The 22,746-nt window shown below is 36.9% G+C and carries 18 protein-coding genes; 10 read left to right on the forward strand and 8 right to left on the reverse strand.

Annotated features, from left to right (window positions below; translation table 11 throughout):
• Nucleotides 1-4: 4 nt before the first annotated feature.
• From G7B18_RS04550 to G7B18_RS04560, 3 genes are all read right to left on the reverse strand, one after another.
• Nucleotides 5-796, reverse strand: coding sequence for a hypothetical protein (locus G7B18_RS04550; RefSeq protein WP_164122130.1), 792 nt, complete (start codon nucleotides 794-796; stop codon nucleotides 5-7).
• 418 nt (nucleotides 797-1,214) lie between these two features.
• Nucleotides 1,215-3,341, reverse strand: coding sequence for a S9 family peptidase (locus G7B18_RS04555; RefSeq protein ID WP_164108143.1), 2,127 nt, complete (start codon nucleotides 3,339-3,341; stop codon nucleotides 1,215-1,217).
• A gap of 199 nt (nucleotides 3,342-3,540) precedes the next feature.
• Entirely contained in the window at nucleotides 3,541-3,879 is a 339-nt protein-coding gene (locus G7B18_RS04560) for a DUF3276 family protein (protein ID WP_164108142.1), read from the reverse strand.
• A 247-nt stretch (nucleotides 3,880-4,126) separates the two neighbouring features.
• On the opposite strand from G7B18_RS04560, the gene G7B18_RS04565 reads away from it, so the two are divergent.
• The 6 genes from G7B18_RS04565 (at nucleotide 4,127) to purH (ending at nucleotide 10,724) form a co-directional block, all read left to right on the forward strand.
• Nucleotides 4,127-5,014: a LiaF transmembrane domain-containing protein gene (locus G7B18_RS04565; RefSeq protein WP_240452769.1), complete on the forward strand. Its 888-nt coding sequence runs from the start codon at nucleotides 4,127-4,129 to the stop codon at nucleotides 5,012-5,014.
• Nucleotides 5,015-5,036: 22 nt separating this feature from the next.
• Nucleotides 5,037-6,071, forward strand: a complete 1,035-nt coding sequence (locus G7B18_RS04570; RefSeq protein ID WP_164108141.1) for a sensor histidine kinase — start codon at nucleotides 5,037-5,039, stop codon at nucleotides 6,069-6,071.
• Nucleotides 6,064-6,801, forward strand: a complete 738-nt coding sequence (locus tag G7B18_RS04575; protein WP_164108140.1) for a LytR/AlgR family response regulator transcription factor — start codon at nucleotides 6,064-6,066, stop codon at nucleotides 6,799-6,801. The genes G7B18_RS04570 and G7B18_RS04575 overlap by 8 nt, the downstream gene beginning before the upstream one ends.
• A gap of 25 nt (nucleotides 6,802-6,826) precedes the next feature.
• Complete coding sequence (locus G7B18_RS04580; RefSeq protein WP_164122131.1) at nucleotides 6,827-8,257, forward strand: serine hydrolase domain-containing protein; 1,431 nt, start codon at nucleotides 6,827-6,829, stop codon at nucleotides 8,255-8,257.
• Nucleotides 8,258-8,391: 134 nt separating this feature from the next.
• Complete coding sequence (purN, locus tag G7B18_RS04585) at nucleotides 8,392-8,967, forward strand: phosphoribosylglycinamide formyltransferase (protein WP_164108138.1); 576 nt, start codon at nucleotides 8,392-8,394, stop codon at nucleotides 8,965-8,967.
• A gap of 230 nt (nucleotides 8,968-9,197) precedes the next feature.
• Entirely contained in the window at nucleotides 9,198-10,724 is a 1,527-nt protein-coding gene (gene purH, locus G7B18_RS04590) for a bifunctional phosphoribosylaminoimidazolecarboxamide formyltransferase/IMP cyclohydrolase (RefSeq protein WP_164108137.1), read from the forward strand.
• Between the two features lie 53 nt (nucleotides 10,725-10,777).
• Here the strand turns inward: purH and G7B18_RS04595 are convergent, their stop codons facing one another.
• The 4 genes from G7B18_RS04595 to recQ all read right to left on the reverse strand — a co-directional run bounded on the left by G7B18_RS04595 (nucleotide 10,778) and on the right by recQ (nucleotide 17,143).
• Nucleotides 10,778-12,121, reverse strand: a complete 1,344-nt coding sequence (locus G7B18_RS04595) for a Na+/H+ antiporter NhaC family protein (protein ID WP_164122132.1) — start codon at nucleotides 12,119-12,121, stop codon at nucleotides 10,778-10,780.
• Between the two features lie 341 nt (nucleotides 12,122-12,462).
• Entirely contained in the window at nucleotides 12,463-13,941 is a 1,479-nt protein-coding gene (locus G7B18_RS04600; protein WP_164122133.1) for an alanine/glycine:cation symporter family protein, read from the reverse strand.
• Nucleotides 13,942-14,122: 181 nt separating this feature from the next.
• The gene (kdsA, locus tag G7B18_RS04605) at nucleotides 14,123-14,938 is read right to left on the reverse strand and encodes a 3-deoxy-8-phosphooctulonate synthase (protein WP_164108134.1); all 816 of its coding nucleotides are present in this window, start codon (nucleotides 14,936-14,938) and stop codon (nucleotides 14,123-14,125) included.
• Between the two features lie 15 nt (nucleotides 14,939-14,953).
• Nucleotides 14,954-17,143 carry a DNA helicase RecQ gene (gene recQ, locus G7B18_RS04610; RefSeq protein ID WP_164108133.1) on the reverse strand — a complete coding sequence of 730 codons (2,190 nt, stop codon included), beginning with the start codon at nucleotides 17,141-17,143 and terminating at the stop codon, nucleotides 14,954-14,956.
• Nucleotides 17,144-17,235: 92 nt separating this feature from the next.
• Between recQ and G7B18_RS04615 the strand changes: the two genes are divergently transcribed.
• The 3 genes from G7B18_RS04615 to G7B18_RS04625 all read left to right on the forward strand — a co-directional run bounded on the left by G7B18_RS04615 (nucleotide 17,236) and on the right by G7B18_RS04625 (nucleotide 20,143).
• Entirely contained in the window at nucleotides 17,236-18,201 is a 966-nt protein-coding gene (locus G7B18_RS04615) for an SIS domain-containing protein (RefSeq protein WP_164108132.1), read from the forward strand.
• 248 nt (nucleotides 18,202-18,449) lie between these two features.
• Nucleotides 18,450-18,824: a DUF1573 domain-containing protein gene (locus tag G7B18_RS04620; RefSeq protein WP_164108131.1), complete on the forward strand. Its 375-nt coding sequence runs from the start codon at nucleotides 18,450-18,452 to the stop codon at nucleotides 18,822-18,824.
• 116 nt (nucleotides 18,825-18,940) lie between these two features.
• Nucleotides 18,941-20,143, forward strand: coding sequence for a pyridoxal phosphate-dependent aminotransferase (locus G7B18_RS04625; protein WP_164108130.1), 1,203 nt, complete (start codon nucleotides 18,941-18,943; stop codon nucleotides 20,141-20,143).
• Between the two features lie 49 nt (nucleotides 20,144-20,192).
• Here G7B18_RS04625 and G7B18_RS04630 read toward each other — a convergent pair whose 3' ends face one another.
• Nucleotides 20,193-21,269: an SGNH/GDSL hydrolase family protein gene (locus G7B18_RS04630; protein WP_164108129.1), complete on the reverse strand. Its 1,077-nt coding sequence runs from the start codon at nucleotides 21,267-21,269 to the stop codon at nucleotides 20,193-20,195.
• Nucleotides 21,270-21,329: 60 nt separating this feature from the next.
• Between G7B18_RS04630 and G7B18_RS04635 the strand changes: the two genes are divergently transcribed.
• The gene (locus tag G7B18_RS04635) at nucleotides 21,330-22,697 is read left to right on the forward strand and encodes an exonuclease domain-containing protein (protein ID WP_164108128.1); all 1,368 of its coding nucleotides are present in this window, start codon (nucleotides 21,330-21,332) and stop codon (nucleotides 22,695-22,697) included.
• Nucleotides 22,698-22,746 lie beyond the last annotated feature (49 nt).

Below are 22,746 nucleotides of genomic sequence, written 5' to 3' on the forward strand. Positions count from 1 at the left end.
TTACTTAAATAATATTTTTCAATAATTCTGGATCATCACTCCCTTTATACTCCTTCATCATATCGACATAAGCCACTGCCATAACCAAACTCACCGAAGGAATGACGATAAAGGTATTCAATAAGCTCGAGATCTTAGCCAATAGCGGAGAGTCAAAATATTCAAATGTTAATTGCAGAATATAAGCCGAAGCTAGAACCAACATCAATATCAATAGATTTACAACATTTCCCTTTGTAAAAGCTACACTCAGTCTTCCCGCTCTAAGTACATTGTAATTCTTTTCTAAAATAAAAAAAGGAAAGAAAGATATACGAATTAAAACCAACATCATGACAATACCTGTCAACAATGGGTTGATCTCCCACAAAATAGTATCCATATCTACATTCATGTACAACAAAGGCATACATACAATAGAACAGCCCAAGTAAATCAAACTGGTCAAAATAGAATAAGTAATGAGTCCCAATAAAAAGTTAAAAAACTGCTTTACAGACGGGATATAAGTCACTAATTCCGCATGTTCCACATGATTGGCAAGTAGTATGGCTCTTTTAATCAAGATCAGTTGTAACCCAAAAAACAAAACGACAAAAACCAAAAGCAATAAAACCTTTACAGCGCTACCTGTACTGTCGCTAAGATATGTCGCCAAAAATGTAGACAGATTATTGGTCACAAACAAGAGAAAACATAATCCTGCGACAGAGACGTAGTGTTTTCTCAAAATATTCAAAGCTCTGAAAAACACATCATTTGCTTTAAACGTACTTTCCTTTAAAAATTCTAACATATAAACGGATAATACTGCAAAGATGATATATTTTTTGGATTACATCAACCGAAACCAAATCTTTTTAACCACTTCTATTCTAGAGAATATTGCTATTGGAACATAAGTTATCCATATTAAAACAAACATATTCTCGAACGGATCGAAATACACTGCTGTAATCACTTAAGACAATAGCTTTAGAGCACAACCAATCAATATCCAACTACTTCACATCAGTATCCTGAGAAACTCGCTAGCTTTATATAAAAACAATATCATTTTTGCTCCTCAAAAAGATCAGTAAAAAGATACACCACGTTACTTTCCAGATATATACTATCACCTTTTAAAAACGCATCACTTTTTAGACAAAAGTGATGCAAAACGGTGAGTATAGATTCATTAATTTAAATTCATTTATAACGAAATAAAAACCTTATTTAAATTCCTTTGGTAAAGGCTTTTCTAATAAATATTGATAATAGAACCTAGCGCGTTCTCTGAAGTCGTAAGCCACTTTAGATTTATTCCATCCGTGTCTACTTCCAGGATAAATCATTAACTCAAACGGAACATTACGATCAGTCAACGCGTCAACTAACTGTATGGTATTTTGCATATGCACGTTATCATCCATATCACCATGCATAATCCTTAAACCACCTTTATATTTGTCTACATAAGTAAGAATTGACCCCTTTTTATACCCTTCGGCATTATCTTGAGGCGTATCCATCCAACGTTCTGTATAATGCGTATCGTATAACTCCCAACCTGTAACAGGCGCGCCGGATATACCATAATCAAAATAATCGGCTCCTTTTGTCAATGCCAAGCAAGTCATATACCCTCCATAACTATGCCCTGTAATCAACAACTTGTTTTTTGCAACCCAAGGTTTGGATTTTAACCATTTGGCAACCGTTATATAATCCAACAGCTCCCAATAGCCAAGATTTCTGTGCATGAGCGCTACTCCTTGTTTACCAAAATGCCCGGAAGCACGGTGGTCACAAGCGATCTGGATAACACCTTCATTTGCCCAATGTTGATTCGATGTACCTTTCCAAGTATTTTTGACAGTACCTGCATCTGGCCCACCATAAATACTCATGATAACAGGATACTGCTTTTGCTCATCAAAATCTGTGGGATATGTCATAACTACAGGAAGGTCGAACTTACCATCTTCGGACTTAATCGTAAAATACTCCGTCTTACCAATTTTATAGTTATTAAAATCTGTCGACTTAGCGTCTGCTAATTCTTTCAATACCTTACCTTGGTTATCCACTAAGGCCACCTTAGTTGGTGTACTTACGTTGGAATAGTTTGTAATGAAATACTTCCCGTCTGGAGAGACGCTAATATTGTGGGTGAAATCACCAAAAGTCAATCGTTTCAGATTCCTTCCAGAATAATCCACTCTATATAAATCCATCGTCGCCGAATTTTCTTTTCGGGCTGTGAAATAAATAACCTTGTTCTTTTCATCAATACGTGCTAAGGAAGTCACTTGCCAATCTCCCTGCGTAATAGGATTTAACAACTTTCCTTCTAATGTATATAAGTAATAATGTGCCCAACCCGTCTTATCAGATTTCAAGATATAATGTTTATTATCGCCTAGATAAGTAATCCGCTCATCATGATCTAAATTAATCCAGGTAGCCTGCGCCTCATCATAAATTTCCTTCTTCAATCCGGTATTAGGATCTACTGCGTAAAATTTCAAGTTATTCTGATCCCTATTCATCCATTGAACCATGATAGATTCACTGTTAAAGCTCCAATAGGGTTGTCCAAAATATTGATCGTCCTTTTCATTAAATGCTGCCCAAGTAACGGCCGATCCTTCCGCTTTCACAAATCCCACCTTTACTTCGGGGTTATTCTGTCCTGCTTTCGGGTACCTAGTTTCTTCCAAGTAACCATTTTGACCTTTTGAAACATAAATAGGAAACATTGACACTTTAGAATCATCAAAACGCATAAAAGCTATTTTTTTGCTGTCAGGGGACCACCAAAAGGCCTTGTAGTTGGTAGCTCTCCCTAGTATTTCTTCGTAATAAACCCAAGAGGACCAACCGTTATATATTACATCTGTGCCGTCATTGGTGTATTGAAGCTCCTTGCCATCTTCAACACTGACACTAAACAGGTTGCTGGCTCTGGTAAACGCAATACGTTTACCATCTGGTGATAACGTTGGATTTTGTTCTTCTTTATCAGGCGAATTAGTTATCCTTTTTGCTTCTTCCTGACCATATTTAATATAAATATCCTTTTCTTTCACAAAAACCTGTATATCGCTACTGGGTAGCGGCGTATATAACTCCCTTTTGCCAGACTTAACATTCACCTTATAAGTTTTTCTGTCAGACTGATCCAACTCGAGATAGTTTTCTTTATCAGCCCAACCGATATAACCATTAATAGCTTTGGTAACCGTATACCCTCGTCCCCAAGACTCATCGAAACTCAAACGCTTGGTCTGTCCTTCGACTGGTTGTTGTAGAACCAAAAAAGACAAAGCAAAAAAAACACTAAACAACTTGTTCATAACTTATTTAAAAAAATATTCACGAAAATATAAAAAGACCTATTTGCTTCCGTAAAGATTATTGCAACATATTTACCACGAATATACACTATTCAGTAGCGAACATAGAAAATCCACCTATCTTTTTCATCGTGCATATAATACAGAAAAAAGCCACTTTCATTAAAGTGGCTCACTATAACCTTTGAAAAGCTTTTGATTAGAATGAGTAATTATTCTTCTCTACAAACTCTTCATTACCTTCGTATGCAGAATCATCTTGACTAGGCTCGTATCTCTTCTCAACAACTTCTTGATTTGATTTGATGTACTCTACAACATCCGTAAGTCCTTCTGCAAATTTCTCAAAATCTTCTTTATATAAGAATATCTTGTGCTTGATAAACTGACCATCTTCAAAACGCTTCTTGCTCTCAGTGATAGTCACATAGTAATCATTTGATCGCGTAGCCTTTACATCAAAAAAATAAGTACGTTTTCCAGCTCTCACCTTTTTTGAAAATACTTCTTCACGCTCTTTGTTTTCAAAATCTCCCATTAGTCTAGTTAAGTATTTAAGTTTAAATCCTATTTTTTAATTCCATAAATATATAATAATTAATTTTAAACATCCAAATTTTATTGAAAAAATATGTATTTTTCACACATTATTTTAATTCCCGTAAGAAGTGTGTTATTTTCACCGACTAAATGAAGCCATTTACCGAACAAGAGAAATCATATACCTAATAGCAATACAGCTATATGTATGAAGTGAGTACTTTTGGGATATAAATAATATTGAAATGGAAACAACAGACAACATGAAACAGAAGCCAGTACTACCACCAAATAATAATAAAAGTTCAACTACAGTTGGGGCCATAATCATATTGTTCGGTCTCTTTCTTCTATTGAAAAACTTAGACTTCGGCTATCTATTCCCTAGATGGATATTTGGGTGGCAAATGATCTTGATTATTATTGGGCTTGTAATAGGTGTGAATTCGAAGTTTCAAAAAAAATCCTCTCTTATTCTTATCACCATCGGTGGAGTATTCCTGCTGAGAGAAATGCTAGATTTTAATCCAGGAAAAATATTGATTCCTGCCGTAGCAATAATACTAGGTGTTTACATAATTAATAGAAATCGTAAAGTTCCTGAGATACCAATGACTCCTCCTGACAACACACCTCAACATCCCACAGATGAATTTGATTGGGACAAAAGAGTTATTGACGTTATAGAACAACATTCTTCTCATGAAACGCCACATGCCAATACGCAGAATTTCAATGACGAAAACACATATCATGATCAAAGGGCCCCTAAAGGGAGTGCCTTTTACTACGCGGAGAATTATTTAAAAATAGACTCTATATTTGGAAGTGCAAAAAAAATAGTACTGTCAAAAAACTTTCTAGGGGGTACGATGACAAATATTTTCGGCAGTACCGAAGTTAATTTGCTACAGGCAGATCTCAATCAGCCTGCGGTCATTGATGTCTTTCAATTGTTTGGTAGCACTAAAATTATTGTTCCTCCGCACTGGACTGTATCGCCTTCCGTCTCATCTATTATGGGCGAAAGTGATGATAGACGTGTGATCATCAACCATCCGTTTGATGAAAATAAAAAACTTTTCATTACCGGTACTTCTATATTCGGAAGTTTAACAATAAAAAATAGCTAAACGCTAATCTATGTCCTCAACTATGTTTAAACTAAAGTCAAAAAACATGCTGATGCACATCAGTGCCTGGACTATTTTTGTACTCTACTTTCTAGCGTCTTACTTTCTGTTGTGGTGGGAGTTTCATCCCCTTAAAGTCAATCCTGTAGAACCTGCCATCGGAGCTTTATCCATCACAGCATGCTGCTATTTGATATTCAGCTCCATGCAGTTTTACATGCCAAAAAAAAACCAATATATTAAGATTACAGTTATCTGTATTATATTGACTATATTGAGTTTAGGTATATCGCTTTTTTCATCAACCCGATTTTTTGACAACCCGTCTATCAATCACTATTACGAACGTCTTCCCTACCGTTTTATAATAAACTTCCTTCTATTAATGTGTGTGATGATCATAAATATTTTTTGGAATATTCAAGAAGAGTATCATGAAAACAAAAAAAGAAAGGAAGAATCTGAAAAACTGGTACGGGACGCTGAATTATACAATTTGAGACAACAGCTTCAACCTCATTTTCTTTTCAACAGTTTGAACTCAATTATTGCATTGATTACTGTAAAACCTGATCTGGCAAAAAAGATGACATTCCAACTATCTGATTTCTTAAGAGGAACTTTGAGAAAAGACGACAAACAGCTTATACAATTGACTGATGAGATCAAACATCTGGAACTCTATCTAGAAATTGAAAAAGTAAGATTTGGTCATCGACTCAATACGACTTTTATATATCCAGAAGAAGTATTAACAGCCAAGGTACCAAGTATGATTGTTCAACCACTAATGGAGAATGCTATCAAACATGGATTATACAATGTGACAGGAGATGTTTTAATAGAAACAATTATCAGTATGGAACCGCACATGTTGACCATTGAAATTACAAATCCATACGATTCCGACCAATTTTATAATTCAAAAGGAACAGGCTTCGGCCTAACCAGTATACAACGACGACTGTTCTTAATTTATGGTAGAACAGACTTATTAAGCATTAGAAAAAAAGAAAACCAATTTACAGCAACCATTAAAATACCTCAACATGATTAAAGCAATTGTAATTGATGACGAACCTCTAGCACGCATGATCGTGCAAGGATATTTAGAAAACGAAGGTGATATTCAGGTTGTAGCAGAATGCGGCGATGGCTTTGAAGGAGCCAAAGCAATACACCAACACAAACCCGACCTGGTTTTTCTGGATATTCAAATGCCCAAATTGACGGGATTCGAAATGCTAGAGATTGTAGATGACATGCCACATGTTGTATTCACCACTGCTTTTGAAGAGTTTGCCATAAAAGCCTTTGAGAAATCTGCAGTCGACTATTTACTGAAACCTATATCCGAAGATAGATTTAAACAGGCTATACAAAAATTCAGAAATATTCACGGATCAAATCAAGCACAAAAAGCAATAAAAAATCTCCAAGAAGAAGTCGAAGAAGATGTGTTGGAGCGCATAGTAGTAAAAAATGGAACACAAATCAAGTTGATCCCTGTTCAACAGGTAATATATCTGGAAGCCTATGACGATTACGTCAAAATCCACACTAAAGAAGGTATGTTCTTAAAGAACAAAACAATGTCTTCCTTCGAAAAACAATTGGACGCGAAACAATTTGTGCGAGTACACCGATCTTTCATTATCAAAGTAGATCAGTTAGCTAAGATTGAACCGATGGAAAAAGAAAGCTATAGAGGTATGCTCTTAAATGGGGACAAAGTTAACATCAGTAAATCAGGCTACGCACGCTTAAAACAAACAATTGGATTATAACTTCCTGTTTTTGTAGATTTGTAGCATGATCAAAAATGCAATATACGCGCTTATTACTTTATTCTATGTATCTTCTGTATATCCCCAGTCTCCTGTAGAAAAGAGTAATAGACTAGTGTACAATAGAATAGAATATTTCTTTAACACGCAGCAAACTGATTCTATCTATGCGATGGCTAGTCTTGATTTTAAAAAAAATATTCCAGTTAAAGATCTGGAAATAGCACTACAATACTTTTACAGTTTTGGACAGATCAAAGAAGTAATTCCAGCAACATTTAACAATGGTATAGCCGGTTATAATCTGACTATAGGCAAAAAGAAAGCCTCTCTCTTTCTAAAAACAGATAGTACGTTCCATTTTGACCTATTTAAGATTCAGGATCAAGAGATAGTGATAGAAAAAAAGGAAAATGTAAAATCAATTGTCCTTAAAACGAATCCACTGGATGAGTTTATTGATTCAATAGCGAAAACATATATTGAACAAAAAAATGCCCAGGCACTAGCTATTGGTATAATCCACAGGGGAAAAATCAACACCTTTTACTATGGTGAGACTGTTAAAGGTGACTCCCTTTCTATCCCTAAAGAGAATACACTCTTCGAAATAGGTTCGATTACAAAAGTCTTCACCGCATCACTATTGGCTAATCTGGTGGAAAATCAGGTCATAACACTAGACGACAGCATTACCAAATTCCTGCCAGACTCTTTAACGCAAAACCCTAACCTACATAAGATTACCTTTAAACACCTGGCTAATCACACTTCAGGACTTCCTAGATTAGCAGCGAATCTGGATAAAACGCCAAAATTCTCGATGCTCGATCCTTATGCGAGCTATGGCCGTAAAGAGCTATTTTCCTATTTAAAAAATATAAAACCCGAAAGCGATCCAGGTGATAAATTTGAGTATAGTAATACGGGCTTTGCGCTACTGGGTGAATTGATTTCCTTGATTACAAAAAAGACCTATAGTCAATACTTAACAGAAATCATCACGCAACCATTGGGAATGGCCAATACAGTGGAAAAGGTGAATTTGAAAACGCAGCATGCGGCCAAAGTTTACAACAGCACAGGTGTTGAAGTGCCTATGTGGCAATGGCAGGCTTATGCCTCAACAGGGGCTTTAAAATCAACAATCACCGATATGTTGCGTTTTGCTCAGGCACAATTCAAAATGCCGGAAAGCAAACTAGAACAAGCTCTTGCTCTTACCAGACAATTCACCTATTATCTGCCTCCTTCAACAGATATTGGGTTGGCTTGGCATATGAATATGACAAATGATGTGATACAATACTGGCACAACGGGGGAACAGGAGGTAGCTCATCATTCTTTGCGCTAATCCCAGATGAGAAATCTGCAGTTATTGTTTTGTCCAATTCAGCTCTTTCTGTGGATCAGATAAGTGCACAGATTATAAGTAAAGTGATAAACACAAAATAGTCTTGCTTTTTATATGTTTTTACCCCTGTTATATCCAGTTTTTTAAAGGCAAGAATCGTAAAGACCAAGATTTTTAGCTAAGTTTGGGGTATTACAAAATAAGAGCTCCATTACGTAAAAGAACAATTTATTCAATGAAAAAGAGAATAGCTATTTTTGCTTCCGGTTCAGGTTCTAATGCGCAAAAAATCATGGAACACTTCAAGTATTCTGATGATGCGGAAGTCGCGTTAGTATTAAGTAACAATCCTGATGCCTATGTATTGCAGCGGGCGGACAACTTTGAAATCCCATCACATGTTTTTGACAGACATGACTTTTATCAAACCGATGAAGTTGTTTCTCTCCTAAAAAGATTAGAGATCGACTTGGTGGTATTAGCTGGATTTTTATGGTTGATTCCCCAAAATCTTCTAAGTGCCTTTCCCAACAAAATTATCAATATACACCCAAGTCTCCTTCCTAAACATGGAGGAAAGGGGATGTATGGTGATCGTGTTCACAATGCTGTCCTCCTATCCGGAGATGATGAACATGGTATCACAATACATTTTGTGAATGAAAATTTTGATGAAGGGGAAATTATTTATCAAGGCCGTTTCAAGGTTGAAAAGGGGGATACACTAGAGATTCTGAAATTTAACGGACAACAACTCGAACATCTCCACTACCCTAAAGTAATAGAAAACCTTATAAAAAAGTACAATTAAAACTAATCGGGCCAAGCTTTCTCTAGTGAAGAAGTTTGGCCCGATTAGCTTTCATACGTATTGTTAAGACAACAGTTTTCGTTTTTACACGAATTTAAAACATAGCAATAGGGATTAAATACAGAATTTTGTAACTTTGCAACTTTAAATAAAAACTTTCATACACCACTTAGGAACAGGCAAAAAAGTTCTTGATGGCAATAAAACACTGACACTTTCAGAAAAAAATAATGAATCATCCTGTTAAGATTAAAAATGCATTGGTTTCAGTCTATTACAAAGACAACCTTGCCCCCCTTATCCAACTTTTAAACAAATACGGAGTTACTTTCTACTCTACAGGCGGTACGGAAGCCTTTATCCGTGATTTAGGAATTGGAGTAGAACGTGTTGAAGATTTAACGAGCTACCCTTCTATACTTGGAGGCCGAGTTAAGACATTACATCCAAAAATATTTGGTGGTATCTTATCCCGCCGTCCATTAGAAGATGACAAGAAACAACTCGAACAATTCGAAATTCCCGAAATCGACTTGGTAATTGTCGATTTATACCCTTTTGAAGAAACGGTAGCTTCAGGTGCAGCTGATGAAGATATTATCGAAAAAATCGATATTGGGGGAATATCTCTAATTCGCGCTGCAGCAAAAAATTTCAACGATGTTGTCATCATCTCCTCCAAAAATGACTATAAAGAATTAGAAGATATTTTAGCAAATCAAGAAGGGACAACTACACTAGAACAACGCAAATCATTTGCTAAGCGTGCCTTTAATACATCTTCGCATTATGACACGGCAATATTCAACTATTTCAACCAAACTGAACCTCTAGAAGTATTCAAGCAGTCTGAGCAAAAGGCTCAAGTATTACGTTACGGAGAGAATCCTCATCAAAAAGGCGTATTCTTTGGTAATCTTGATGCCATGTTTGACAAATTGAACGGGAAAGAGCTTTCTTATAACAATTTGGTTGACGTTGATGCGGCTGTCGCGATCATCGATGAATTTCAAGAACCTACATTTGCTATTTTAAAGCACACAAATGCGTGTGGAGTTGCTTCCCGTCCCACAGTGAAACAGGCGTGGATCGCTGCTTTGGCCTGTGATCCGGTATCAGCTTTTGGTGGCGTATTGATTACAAACGGTACAGTTGATGGCGAAACAGCGAAAGAAATAAACAACTTGTTTTTCGAAGTGCTCATCGCTCCTTCGTATACAGAAGAAGCTATAGCAATACTAACAGAAAAGAAAAACCGCATCATCTTAGTACGTAAACAGGTTGAATTACCAACACAACAGTTCAAAACTTTGCTAAATGGAGTAATCCAGCAAGATAAAGACAACACTGTCGAAGGTCCAGGACAAATGACAGCTGTTACGACTGTTGTACCTACATCAACTCAATTAGAGGATCTGTTTTTTGCTAACAAAATTGTAAAGCATACTAAATCAAATACGATAGTCTTTGCCAAAAATGGCACATTAATAACTTCAGGGGTTGGACAGACTTCTCGTGTTGACGCATTAAAACAAGCCATCGAAAAAGCTAATGCTTTTGGATTTGACTTAAAAGGTTCATCTATGGCATCCGATGCTTTCTTCCCTTTTCCGGATTGCGTAGAAATAGCGTCGGAAGCGGGCATTGTAGCCGTATTGCAACCAGGCGGATCAATCAAAGATCAACTATCTATTGACATGGCTAATGAAAAAGGAATAGCAATGGTAACCACTGGTGTTAGACATTTCAAACATTAATCATCAAGATATAGAATTCATAAAAAAGGAGCTTATAAGCTCCTTTTTTACGTTTAATTGGCGATATCACCTTTTGTTCGTTTAGAAAAAATAATAAATAGCAGTGTTGCAATGCCTGTGAAAAATGGGTAGTATAAATATTGAATCAGTTCAAACGGTGACAAAGCAGTTTTTCCAGTACCGACTTCAAAAACAGCTGCTGAAGCAGCTAATGCTGCAAGTATCTGTGCTCCATAAGGAATTATTCCTTGTATAAAGCATGAGGTCGTATCTAGAATACTGGCAACCCTCTTAGGGTTTAAGGAAAATTTATTAGATATTTCTTTTGCAAGAGGCCCTACAATCACAATGGTAATCGTATTATTAGCAAGAGCTAGATTCACAAGTGCAGTTAATACACTAATCCCCATTTCTGCTCCTTTAGCTGTCTTAATTTTTCCAAGGATTGTATTTAGCAAATAATTGATTCCTCCGTTAAATCGGATCACACCGACCACTCCTCCTATAACTAAACAGAGTAAACTAAGTTCAAACATACTAGCAAATCCTTGGTTGATAGCAGCAACACTATTTAGAAAACTAATATCTCCACTCAGTAAACCAATCCCTAATGCGACCAAAACACCTATACTCAAGGTCCAAATAACCTGCAATCCAAATATTGCTAAAAGAAAAACAACAAGATACGGGACTATCTTTATCAATTCATAATCAGCAACACTTACCGAATTTATCTTCTGCTCGAACTGCGCTCCTAAAAAATAATATATCACGGAGACCAATACCGCCACGGGAAAAACAATGGCAAAATTCACTTTAAATTTATCCCTCATGCCAATATTTTGTGTGCGCGTAGCAGCAATAGTTGTATCAGATATAAAGGACAGGTTGTCCCCAAACATTGCCCCTCCTACAACAGCAGCTAAGGCTAGCGCCATTATTCCCGGGACATGTGATTCAAATCCTACTGCTATTGGTGCTAGAGCAACTATGGTCCCCACAGAAGTCCCTAATGAAATAGAAATAAAACAAGATATCAAAAAGATTCCTGAAATAATAAAACTAGGTGATACATAAGTTAAAGCAAAATTAACGGTAGATGAAATTGCGCCTATTGAATTAGATAGACTACCGAAAGCGCCTGCTAACAGGAAAATAAGAATCATTACCAATATATTTTCATCACCCGAACCCAAAGAAAAGTGTTTTAATTTATCCGAGAACGATTTCTTTGGATATTGAATAAAAGCTATAAATAAGCACAGGACAAAAACCACAAGTACTGGTACCGCGTAAAAGTCGTTAAGGTATAAAGAAGCTGAAAAATAGATTAATACAAATGCGATTAACGGTAATAGAGCCCAGGCTTTACTCCTTTCCTTGTGTTTATTGTTCATATGTAAATAATTATCTTCGCTGAGCTCGGAAGCTCGGATATTTTCATCCGAGTGTGTGCAGTTCCGTTATATGGATATTTCATTTTATATAAATCACTAAATTGCACACAAAACTAAAATTTATATACGATATTTTATACACATAAATGATAAGACAACCTGTGGCACACTATTTGCAATTATACCTTCACTATTTAAACAAACTTAATATTATGAGAAAGCTCTCTTATACCACTTTCTTAATGCTACTCTTTATTGCATTTGTCTTAATATTTGCTACAACATGTATTGGTGGGATTAATTAGGAAATAGGAAAAGGAGTAGTAAAAATTACCTTTTTCCTATTTTTCCCAGAAATCTGCATTTTTAATACCAAGTTCATTAGGATCAAACTCAGGGTCTTCAATTCCACGTTTTCGTTTTGATACATAGTCTTTCCACACCTTCATTGCGGTCTTACTCATTAAGACAATAGCAATTAAGTTAACCCAAGCCATCAAGCCTACACCAATATCTCCTAGATCCCAAGCCAGCTTTGCTGTCTTGATTGTACCAAAATAAGTTGAAAATAAGAAGACAATCCGCAATCCCCAGATAACAGTCTTTTTATTCTTACCCTTCACGATATAAGCCACGTTAGTTTCGGCATAATAATAGTAAGCCATGATCGTCGTGAAAGCAAAGAAGAACAAAGCGATAGCTACAAACTGATTACCAAATTCCGGAAAATGATGTGAGATTGCAGCCTGTGTAAATCCATCAGCAGCAACCCCTGTAATATTTTCCTTTAATAAAGATACAACATGGCCAGACTGATCAAATCTGTTAGCAACGTTGTACATACCGGTAAACAATATCATCAAGGCAGTCGCTGTACAGACGAAGAGCGTATCTACATATACTGAAAAAGCCTGCACCAATCCCTGTTGAGCAGGATGACGTACATCGGCCGCAGCTGCGGCATGAGGAGCTGTTCCTTGCCCTGCTTCATTTGAATAGATACCTCGCTTAACTCCCCAAGCGATTGCCATTCCAACCACCCCTCCAAAAGTTGCATCCAAGCTAAACGCCGAAGTAAAGATAAGTTTGAAAATTGCTGGAATCTGCATAAAATTCATACCGATAACAATCAAAGCCATTAAAATATAAGCCCCAGCCATAAATGGTACAATAAACTCAGAGGCTTGTCCCAATCGCTTCACTCCACCTATAATAATAACTATAAGTAATAGTACGACTACAATTCCCACCCAACTTACAGTCATATCAAAACTACCTAAAGAAATCACAGTGTTGGAATATTCAAATGCATTTGTTATCGTACTGTTAATTGCATTACTCTGAACCCCAGGGAGTAGAAATCCGGTACTCAAAATAGTTATTACTGCAAACAAAGCTGCATACCACTTTAGCCCCAATCCCTTTTCTATATAATAAGCCGGCCCACCTCTAAACTCTCCACCCTCTTTTTGTTTATAAACCTGCGCTAGAGTCGATTCTACAAAAGCAGAGGCAGATCCCAAAAACGCTATGATCCACATCCAAAAGACAGCACCGGGCCCTCCCATAAATATGGCTGTAGCAACACCAACGATGTTACCTGTACCTACACGTCCAGAGATTGCCAACGCAAAAGCTTGAAACGAAGATATTCCCTCTTTCGACTTCTTCTTCTTAAAAAGAAGGTGAACCATCTCTTTTAAGTAACGAATTTGAAGAAATCCTGTCCGCAAAGAGAAATAAAGGCCTATCGACAAACAGAAGTAAATAAAAAAATCGCTCCAAACATAACTTGAAATAGTCGAAATAAGATGTTCCATTAATTAAGGATAGCTGTTATAATTGTCATTTATTCTGTAAATAAAAGTATTTTTTAGGAGAAACTTAAAAAATATTCTAAAAAATCCGAAAATAAATTAAACAGTAAAGGCGTTCCTAAAAAACGCCTTTACTGTTTAAAATTTCAACAACAAACCGAAAACATCATCTTGCTATTTTCTCCTACATGACCGCCTCACGTAAACGTACCAGTTTTTGCATCAGTCCCTCAAGCAAATCCAAATGTAGCATATTTGCACCATCAGACTTTGCATTTGCAGGGTCAGGATGTGTTTCAATAAAAAGACCATCGGCTCCCACTGCAATAGCAGCTTTAGCAATGGTCTCAATCAAAGCGGGCTTCCCTCCAGTTACTCCCGTTGTTTGGTTAGGTTGTTGCAAAGAATGTGTACAATCCATTACGGTGGGTACTTGAAAAGAACGCATCGTCGGGATACCTCTAAAATCTACTATCAAATCCTGATAACCAAATGAGTTTCCTCTATCCGTCAAGATCACCTTATCATTTCCAGAATCTTTAACTTTATCAACAGCAAATGCCATTGACTCAGCAGATAAAAACTGTCCTTTCTTAATGTTAACCACTTTCCCTGTTTCTGCTGCTGCAGCTAACAATTCTGTCTGTCTACATAAAAATGCTGGAATCTGTAAAACATCAACATAGGCTGCTGCCATTGCAGCTTCATGACTTTCATGGATATCTGTTACCGTAGGTATCCCAAATTCACGTCCCACCTTTTCTAAAATCTTAAGTGCTTTTTCGTCGCCTATCCCTGTGAAAGAATCAATCCTTGAACGATTTGCCTTTCTATAAGACCCTTTGAAAATAAAGGGAATACCCAACGAATCTGTGATACGAATAATCCGCTCCGCTATTCGAAACGCAATTTCTTCCCCTTCAATTGCACAAGGTCCAGCCATCAAAAAGAACTGCTTGGAACCGCCATTTTTGATCTCTGGCAAATATTTATCAATCATCTTTTTCCTAATTTCCTAATTTCCTAATTCTGATATAAATTTGATCCGCATAAGTTGAATATCCTCATACGTGTAGTCTACCTCTCCTAACTCAGCCAAAGCTTCTTTGATAGAGTCAACCTCCGCTGATTTAAAATAATCATACACTTCGTCCTGCCTATCTTGATCAATCATTTCATCAACAAAATAACTAATATTGAGTTTCGTTCCGGAATACACAATAGACTCGACTTCCTTCAGCAAATCTTCATAGGTGATTCCTTTAGATGAAGCAATATCTTCTAAACCTATTTTTCGGTCAATATTCTGAATAATACTTACTTTCAACGCAGATTTGTTTGCCGTACTTTTGACAATTAAATCTTGGGGTCTATCGATTCCTTTTTCTTCCACATAACCCTTAATTAATTCCACAAAGGAAGCTCCAAACTTCACCGCTTTACCAGCACCTACTCCATGCACTTGTTTCATCTCCTCCATTGTTATCGGATATAGGGTACACATCTCTTCCAACGAAGGGTCCTGAAAAATGACAAATGGAGGCAAAGACTTCTGTTTGGCAATTTTCTTACGTAGATCTTTCAACATCCCCAACAGTTCGGTATCAAGAGCTCCTGAGGATTGCTTTGGTTCCTCGGCCCCATCCTCATCAGCAGCCTCCATAGGTTTATTAAGGATAAACTTAATAGCATATGGATTATTGAGATAACGTTTACCGTCTTCTGTCAGGGCGAGTAGCCCATAATGGTCGATATCTTTCTTTATAAAATCTGCGAGTTCCGCTTGTCGAATTAGGGAATTCCAATAGTTTACCCCCTGTTCCTTGCCAGAACCGAATAACTTATGATCGTCGTGTTTATAAGAAGAAATCGGTTGGTTATTCTGTCCCAAAAACACATTGATAATATGATGGTCATCAAATTTATCCCCTTCTTCTTTGATAAAACTCAACATTTTTATAAGATCCTCTTCCGCATCGAAATACATCTTTTGTGCACGACAGTTGTCACACATACTATTACAACCCGTTTCATCAAATTTTTCTCCAAAATAGTGTAATATTTGTTTTCGGCGACAAACAGACGACTCCGAGTAATCAATAACTTCTTTAAGAATTTGCGTACCTATCTCACGTTCAGAGACAGGTTTATCTTTCATGAATTTCGTCAGCTTCTCAACATCCTTCTTGGAATAAAACGATACACAGACTCCTTCACCTCCGTCACGACCAGCACGTCCCGTTTCTTGGTAATATCCCTCCATAGACTTTGGAATATCGTGATGTATAACATAACGTACATCCGGCTTATCAATCCCCATTCCAAAAGCTATTGTAGCGACTATTACTTCAACATCTTCCATAAGGAATTTATCTTGCGTATCAGCACGGGTTTTAGCATCCAACCCAGCATGGTATGGAAGAGCCTTAATTCCATTAATATTTAACACCTCCGCAATTTCCTCAACCTTCTTCCGACTCAAACAGTATATTATCCCAGTCTTACCAGCGTTTCCACGAATAAACTTAACGATCTCCTTCACAACATTCTTTTTACTTCTAACCTCATAAAATAAATTAGAACGATTGAATGACGACTTAAACAATGTAGCATCATTCATCTGTAGATTCTTTCGGATATCAGACTGTACTTTTGGAGTAGCGGTAGCTGTCAGCGCAATAATTGGGATATCCTCGCCTATTCCATTAATAATCGAACGTATCTTGCGATACTCCGGGCGAAAATCATGTCCCCACTCCGAAATACAATGGGCTTCATCTACAGCAACGAAGGAAACCTTTATATTTTTCAAAAACTGTACATTATCTTCTTTCGACAAGGATTCAGGAGCGACATAAAGTAACTTTGTCTTGCCTTCAGTAACATCACTTTTTACTTTGGTAATTTCACCTTTTGTAAGCGAAGAATTCAAAAAGTGTGCAATACTATCTGTTCCCCCAAAAGCACGTAATTGATCCACCTGATTTTTCATTAAGGCTATCAAAGGCGATATTACTATAGCTGTACCATTGCTCATCAATGCGGGCAATTGATAGCAAATTGACTTGCCCCCTCCCGTGGGCATGATAACAAAGGTATCTTTTTTATTTAAAATGTTAGTAATAATGGCTTCTTGATCCCCTTTAAATGTATCAAAACCAAAGAACTCTTGGAGATTGTCGTACAAAGATTTTTCTATTTCCATCTGCGCAGCTACAAAATTAGAAGGTGGTCACCTATCTAAAATTTAAATAACTTATTTTTGTGAATTGTATTATAAAAATAAGGAGATTTTCCGTGAAAAGCAATTCAGAAATAAAAAAAGAGGCCATCGCAGTACTGGAGCTTGAAGCTCAAGCCCTACTAAATTTAGCAACCAAAATTAATGATGATTTTGTGCAGGTTATACACCTTATTCTAAACCTTCGCGGAAGAGTAATCCTAACCGGCATCGGAAAAAGTGCCATCATTGCTCAGAAAATTGTTGCAACCCTAAACTCTACGGGTACACCCTCCATCTTTATGCATGCTGCTGACGCTATACATGGGGACTTGGGAATAATACAGAAAGATGACTTAATCATCGCAATCTCTAAAAGCGGAAATACCCCCGAGATAAAAGTTTTAATTCCTTTTCTCAAACAAACACAAAATAAGCTTATCGGTCTTGTAGGGAACACAAAATCTTATCTAGCAGAACAATCTGACTATGTGCTAGATACTACGGTAGAAAAAGAAGCTTGCCCCAATAACCTAGCTCCTACGACAAGTACGACCGCACAACTAGCAATGGGCGATGCATTAGCAGTATGCTTACAGACCGCAAGACAATTTACAGACCAGGACTTTGCCAAATTCCATCCAGGCGGAGCGCTTGGTAAGCAACTTTATCTCAAGGTAGGTGATGTCTCCAACCTCAATGCGAAACCCTTTGTACACAAAGAGGATTCCATAAAACAACTGATAATAACTATTACAAAGCATCGTCTAGGCGCCACAGCAGTCATTGACAACGAACAGATTGTAGGTATTATTACAGATGGTGATATCCGGAGAATGCTAGAAAAATATGACGATATTTCCGGATTAAGGGCTGCTGACATCATGTCTAAAAAACCAAAGGAAATTGAGGTAAGCGAACTTGCTGCAAATGCTTTACATAAAATGAGAGAAAATAACATTTCTCAATTATTAATTACGCAAAATGGTGATTACTCCGGCATAATACATATCCAAGATCTGCTAAAAGAAGGTATAATTTAAATTACAAGTCATATATTCTAGTCCAATAGACAAACAATTAATGTAAAAATATTGTTGTTAAAGACTGCCGTCAAAGTATGTTCAAATAAAACAATTACTTTTGGCATATCTATTGAAGAGAGTTAAGTATACAATTTATAGATACAAAAACTAGTTAATTACAAAATATGAATTACTCATGTAAAGCGCGAAGACCGAACAATCATGTGTATTCCATATGACAGATAAAAATATAATACAAAACACATATGAAAAATTTATTAAATATAGCAACAGTATTAATTGCTTTCATCTCATTATCTGCGATGGCTGTCGCAGTTGGAGAATTCAAATTTGAGAAAGAAACCCACGATTTTGGCACTATACCTTTTAACAAGCCTGCGAGCTATGAATTCGTATTCACTAATGGTGGAGATGCTCCTATTATTGTTTCTGAAGTCGCTCCATCCTGCGGGTGTTCTGTTGCTGATTTTTCAAAAGCTCCAATTAAACCAGGTGATTCCGGTAAAATTAAAGTAACATACAATGCAGCAACTAAAGGCCCTTTCACAAAATCGTTTACTGTTAAGTCAAACACTAAGACTCCTGTAAAGACATTGACCGTAAAAGGTAACGTTGAATAAAACAACAACCCAAAAAGCATATAAAAAGCCGTAACCGATCAAAACTGTTACGGCTTTTTTATACCCTCTCTTTTCGTATCTTTGTACACTATTTTAACACATTAAACTATAGTTATATGCCAAAGATATCACAAAAAGGCATGGATATGCCAGCTTCTCCAATACGAAAACTTACTCCTTTTGCAGATCATGCGAAAAAGGAAGGAAAGAAAATATATCATTTAAACATTGGACAGCCTGATATCCAAACACCGGAGATAATGTTAAACGCTTTAAAAAACATAGACTTTAAAGTGTGGGCCTATACTCCTTCTGAGGGAACCGCCTCCTATCGTAATAAACTAGCAGAATATTACAATAAACTAGAATACGATATACAACCTACCGATATTTTGGTTACAAATGGTGGTTCCGAAGCTATCACAATAGCCATGCAATCCTGTCTTAACCCAGGTGAAGAAATCATCATTCCAGAACCCTTTTACGCAAACTACAACGGATTTGCCTGTTCTTCAGATATAATAATAAAACCGATAGTATCTCATATAGAAAATGGCTTTGCATTGCCCTCTATCGCTGATTTCGAAAAGGTTATTACCGAAAAAACAAAAGCTATTGCGATATGCAATCCAAACAATCCAACAGGGTATCTTTATTCACGTGAAGAATTAGAAGCGTTAAAGGCCATCTGTATCAAGCACGATTTATACCTTTTCTCCGACGAAGCTTATCGAGAATTCTGCTACGACGGTCGTGAATTTATTTCTCCTATGCACTTAGAGGGACTTGAAAACAATGTTGTTGTTTTAGACACCGTATCAAAGCGTTACTCTGCCTGCGGAGCCCGAATCGGTTGCTTGATAACTAAAAACAAAGGTCTTTATCAAACTGCTTTAAAATTTGCCCAAGCACGCCTAAGCCCATCATTAGAAGGGCAAATTGCAGGCGAAGCCGCCGTAGACACGCCTGATTCCTATTTTGAAGCGGTTTCAAAAGAATATACAGCCCGTAGAAATACATTAGTAAAAGGGTTAAATAAAATTGATGGCGTATTCTGCCCTAACCCCGGGGGGGCATTTTATGTTGTAGCAAAATTACCAATTGACAACGCAGATAAATTTTGCCAATGGATGTTGGAAAAATTCTCTTACGAAAACGAAACGGTCATGATGGCGCCAGCAACAGGTTTCTACAGTACTGTTGGGCTAGGATTAAATGAAGTTCGTCTAGCCTATGTCCTAAATCAAGAAGATTTGAAACGTGCTTTAATCTGCTTAGAAAGAGCACTTCTAGAATATCCCGGTAGAAAAGAGTTCTAATACTCTTCTGAAAGAAAAGGTCTAAGTAATTACTTAGACCTTTTCTTTATTAATTGATCTGGTGCTTCTTGATAACATCGAGTACGAAAGGTTCAATTTCCGCTACCATCCGCATGAAACCTAAATCGCTGGGATGTGTACCATCGGTAGTCGCCTCATGATCATCCCCCAATAAACGGTCAGTATCCAGATAATAAAGCGATTTCATACCTTTCGCAAGGAGCTTATCGTATTCCGCTTTCCAATTGTCATTTTGCTGCGTGTTACGCTTACCCCAGCTCTGATTAAAATGACTAAGTTCCCTTACTACTGACGGAATCATAATGATCGGTGTATTCGGATGTTTATCGCGCAAGTAAGACACCAAATAGGATGTCCGTTCCGTAACTTGTTCGGGTGAAGAATTAGGCACACAATCCAAAATAAATAAATCAGGATTGGTATCTCCCAACATGTGCACAACTCCCTTCTCCATTTTCGCACTACCGCTCACCCCAAAATTCAAAAAATTAAACCCTGTACGTCTCGACAGAATCGCAGGATACGCCATACCTGGACGACTAGCTGAAGCCCCATGAACAATACTAGACCCGTACACAACGATATTACCTTTAAAAGGATTAGACAAAGGGGCAAAACTAGATCCATTTTGCACTCCAATCTCTAAAGATTTAGTTTCATCGTATAGCGGAAGATAAATTAAAAACTCCTTATCCGTATTATCAAGGTCCTCTAAAATCAAGGATTCTTCACAAGAGTTAATCGTCCCCTTAGAACCAGCATATTGCCACATTCCTTTTCCATTTCTGATATAGACGTCTAATCCCTTATTTGCTATAGCAGTGAGGTTAAGTCCTACTTTTTTATCTGTGGTACACCACTTTGCATATAATTGTGGAGAGTTAGATCTAAAAGTAACAAATAGCCCTGCACTATTCGTATACAGCTTTTTCACGCCAGTAGGCATATCTCCATATTTTACAGTATCAACACGATGAAACTGCTCCGTTGTTTCAAAATACTTACCATACACTGGCAGTTTGTAAAAGCTTTTGCCTTGACCTTGAGCAAAAAGGCTACCCAAAAATAGGCCTCCGACAATTAAGAATATTAAGCGTTTTTTCATTACAATAAAATTAATAAAAATCTGCTCACTACCAACTAATATAATTAGTATTTTTGGAATATGGAATATGCAATAGTGGATATAGAGACTACAGGCTCTTATGCAGGGGATAATGGAATTACAGAAATCGCTATTATAGTACACAATGGAGAACATGTCTTAGAGAAATTCGAAACACTCGTCAACCCTGGAACCATCATTCCTTATCATATTCAATCACTCACTGGAATCAATAACGATATGGTTGCTCATGCTCCATCATTCAGTGATATTGCAAAAAAAGTCTACAGCATATTACAGAAGCGTGTATTCGTTGCACACAACGTTAATTTCGACTACTCTTTTATAAATCAAGAACTCAAGAAAGCGGGTTATGACTGGAAGGCGCCAAAACTTTGTACAGTTCGCCTATCCCGCAAAATCTTCCCTAATCTAGCTTCCTATAGTCTTGGCAAATTATGTCAAAATCTAGAGATACCGATTCATCACCGTCATCGCGCTATGGGCGACGTAGAGGCTACGGTCACACTATTCGAAAGACTTCTAAAAAACGATACCGAGTCAATTATTGGGACAACACTAAAAAACACCAAAGAGCATAGATTACCTACTCACATCAATCAAGAAGACTTTTTGCAATTGCCAGAGTCTGCTGGCATTTATTTTTTCAAGAATAAAAGCGACAAAATAGTCTATATAGGGAAGGCGGTGAACATAAAAAAGAGAGTATTAAGTCACTTTAGTGGAAATAATAGCTCTCAAAAAAGGCAATTATTCATTAACGAAATTCACCGCATTGACTATCAAGAGAGTGGTACCGAATTAATGGCACTTCTCATGGAGTGTAAAATGATAAAGCAACATTGGCCGATACACAATCAAGCGTTAAAAAAGTTTGAACCTAAGTTCGGTCTCTTTGAATACGAGGACCAACGAGGCTACAAACGTTTATTGGTTTCAACATTCAACAAGCAAGCCAAAGCGATACAGTATTTTGAACGTGCAATAGAAGCGAATCAGCTCCTTCTAAAATTAATGGATGAATATGAACTCTCACCAAAATTATGTTATTTTTACTCCGTACGTCCAGAACATAAAATAGCTGTAGATTACAACAACATTGCTGCTGTAAAAGATTATAATGACCAAGTAAACCAAGCATTAGATTCAGTAATTAGACAACGCAGTACTTTTCTAATTATGGATCAAGGGAGGTGTTTAGATGAAAAATCTTACATTTATTTTAAGGATGATCAGTTAGCTGCATTTGGTTTTATCCATGTAGAGAATCAAAACACCCAAATTGAAGATCTTATTTCTGAAGCAGATAAATGTATAAGTAACTTCTACATGAACACGTTGGTTTTACAATATGCGGAGCGATTCCCCAGCAAAGTGCACAAAAAAAACATCGGGTATAATCTGTAAAATTATTTATGGAAATTATTGCCTAGTTTCATCCTTATTTAAATATAAA

It is taken from the genome of Sphingobacterium sp. xlx-130 (assembly GCF_011007405.1).
In the GTDB taxonomy this organism is placed as follows: Bacteria; Bacteroidota; Bacteroidia; order Sphingobacteriales; family Sphingobacteriaceae; genus Sphingobacterium; species Sphingobacterium luzhongxinii.

Excerpts from the sequence above, each read along its gene's own strand:
- G7B18_RS04550 (WP_164122130.1), bottom strand. The coding sequence starts at position 796 with ATGTTAGAATTTTTAAAGGAAAGTACGTTTAAAGCAAATGATGTGTTT.
- G7B18_RS04555 (WP_164108143.1), bottom strand. The coding sequence starts at position 3,341 with ATGAACAAGTTGTTTAGTGTTTTTTTTGCTTTGTCTTTTTTGGTTCTA.
- G7B18_RS04560 (WP_164108142.1), bottom strand. The coding sequence starts at position 3,879 with ATGGGAGATTTTGAAAACAAAGAGCGTGAAGAAGTATTTTCAAAAAAG.
- G7B18_RS04565 (WP_240452769.1), top strand. The coding sequence starts at position 4,127 with ATGGAAACAACAGACAACATGAAACAGAAGCCAGTACTACCACCAAAT.
- G7B18_RS04570 (WP_164108141.1), top strand. The coding sequence starts at position 5,037 with ATGTTTAAACTAAAGTCAAAAAACATGCTGATGCACATCAGTGCCTGG.
- G7B18_RS04575 (WP_164108140.1), top strand. The coding sequence starts at position 6,064 with ATGATTAAAGCAATTGTAATTGATGACGAACCTCTAGCACGCATGATC.
- G7B18_RS04580 (WP_164122131.1), top strand. The coding sequence starts at position 6,827 with ATGATCAAAAATGCAATATACGCGCTTATTACTTTATTCTATGTATCT.
- purN (WP_164108138.1), top strand. The coding sequence starts at position 8,392 with ATGAAAAAGAGAATAGCTATTTTTGCTTCCGGTTCAGGTTCTAATGCG.
- purH (WP_164108137.1), top strand. The coding sequence starts at position 9,198 with ATGAATCATCCTGTTAAGATTAAAAATGCATTGGTTTCAGTCTATTAC.
- G7B18_RS04595 (WP_164122132.1), bottom strand. The coding sequence starts at position 12,121 with ATGAACAATAAACACAAGGAAAGGAGTAAAGCCTGGGCTCTATTACCG.
- G7B18_RS04600 (WP_164122133.1), bottom strand. The coding sequence starts at position 13,941 with ATGGAACATCTTATTTCGACTATTTCAAGTTATGTTTGGAGCGATTTT.
- kdsA (WP_164108134.1), bottom strand. The coding sequence starts at position 14,938 with ATGATTGATAAATATTTGCCAGAGATCAAAAATGGCGGTTCCAAGCAG.
- recQ (WP_164108133.1), bottom strand. The coding sequence starts at position 17,143 with ATGGAAATAGAAAAATCTTTGTACGACAATCTCCAAGAGTTCTTTGGT.
- G7B18_RS04620 (WP_164108131.1), top strand. The coding sequence starts at position 18,450 with ATGAAAAATTTATTAAATATAGCAACAGTATTAATTGCTTTCATCTCA.
- G7B18_RS04625 (WP_164108130.1), top strand. The coding sequence starts at position 18,941 with ATGCCAAAGATATCACAAAAAGGCATGGATATGCCAGCTTCTCCAATA.
- G7B18_RS04630 (WP_164108129.1), bottom strand. The coding sequence starts at position 21,269 with ATGAAAAAACGCTTAATATTCTTAATTGTCGGAGGCCTATTTTTGGGT.
- G7B18_RS04635 (WP_164108128.1), top strand. The coding sequence starts at position 21,330 with ATGGAATATGCAATAGTGGATATAGAGACTACAGGCTCTTATGCAGGG.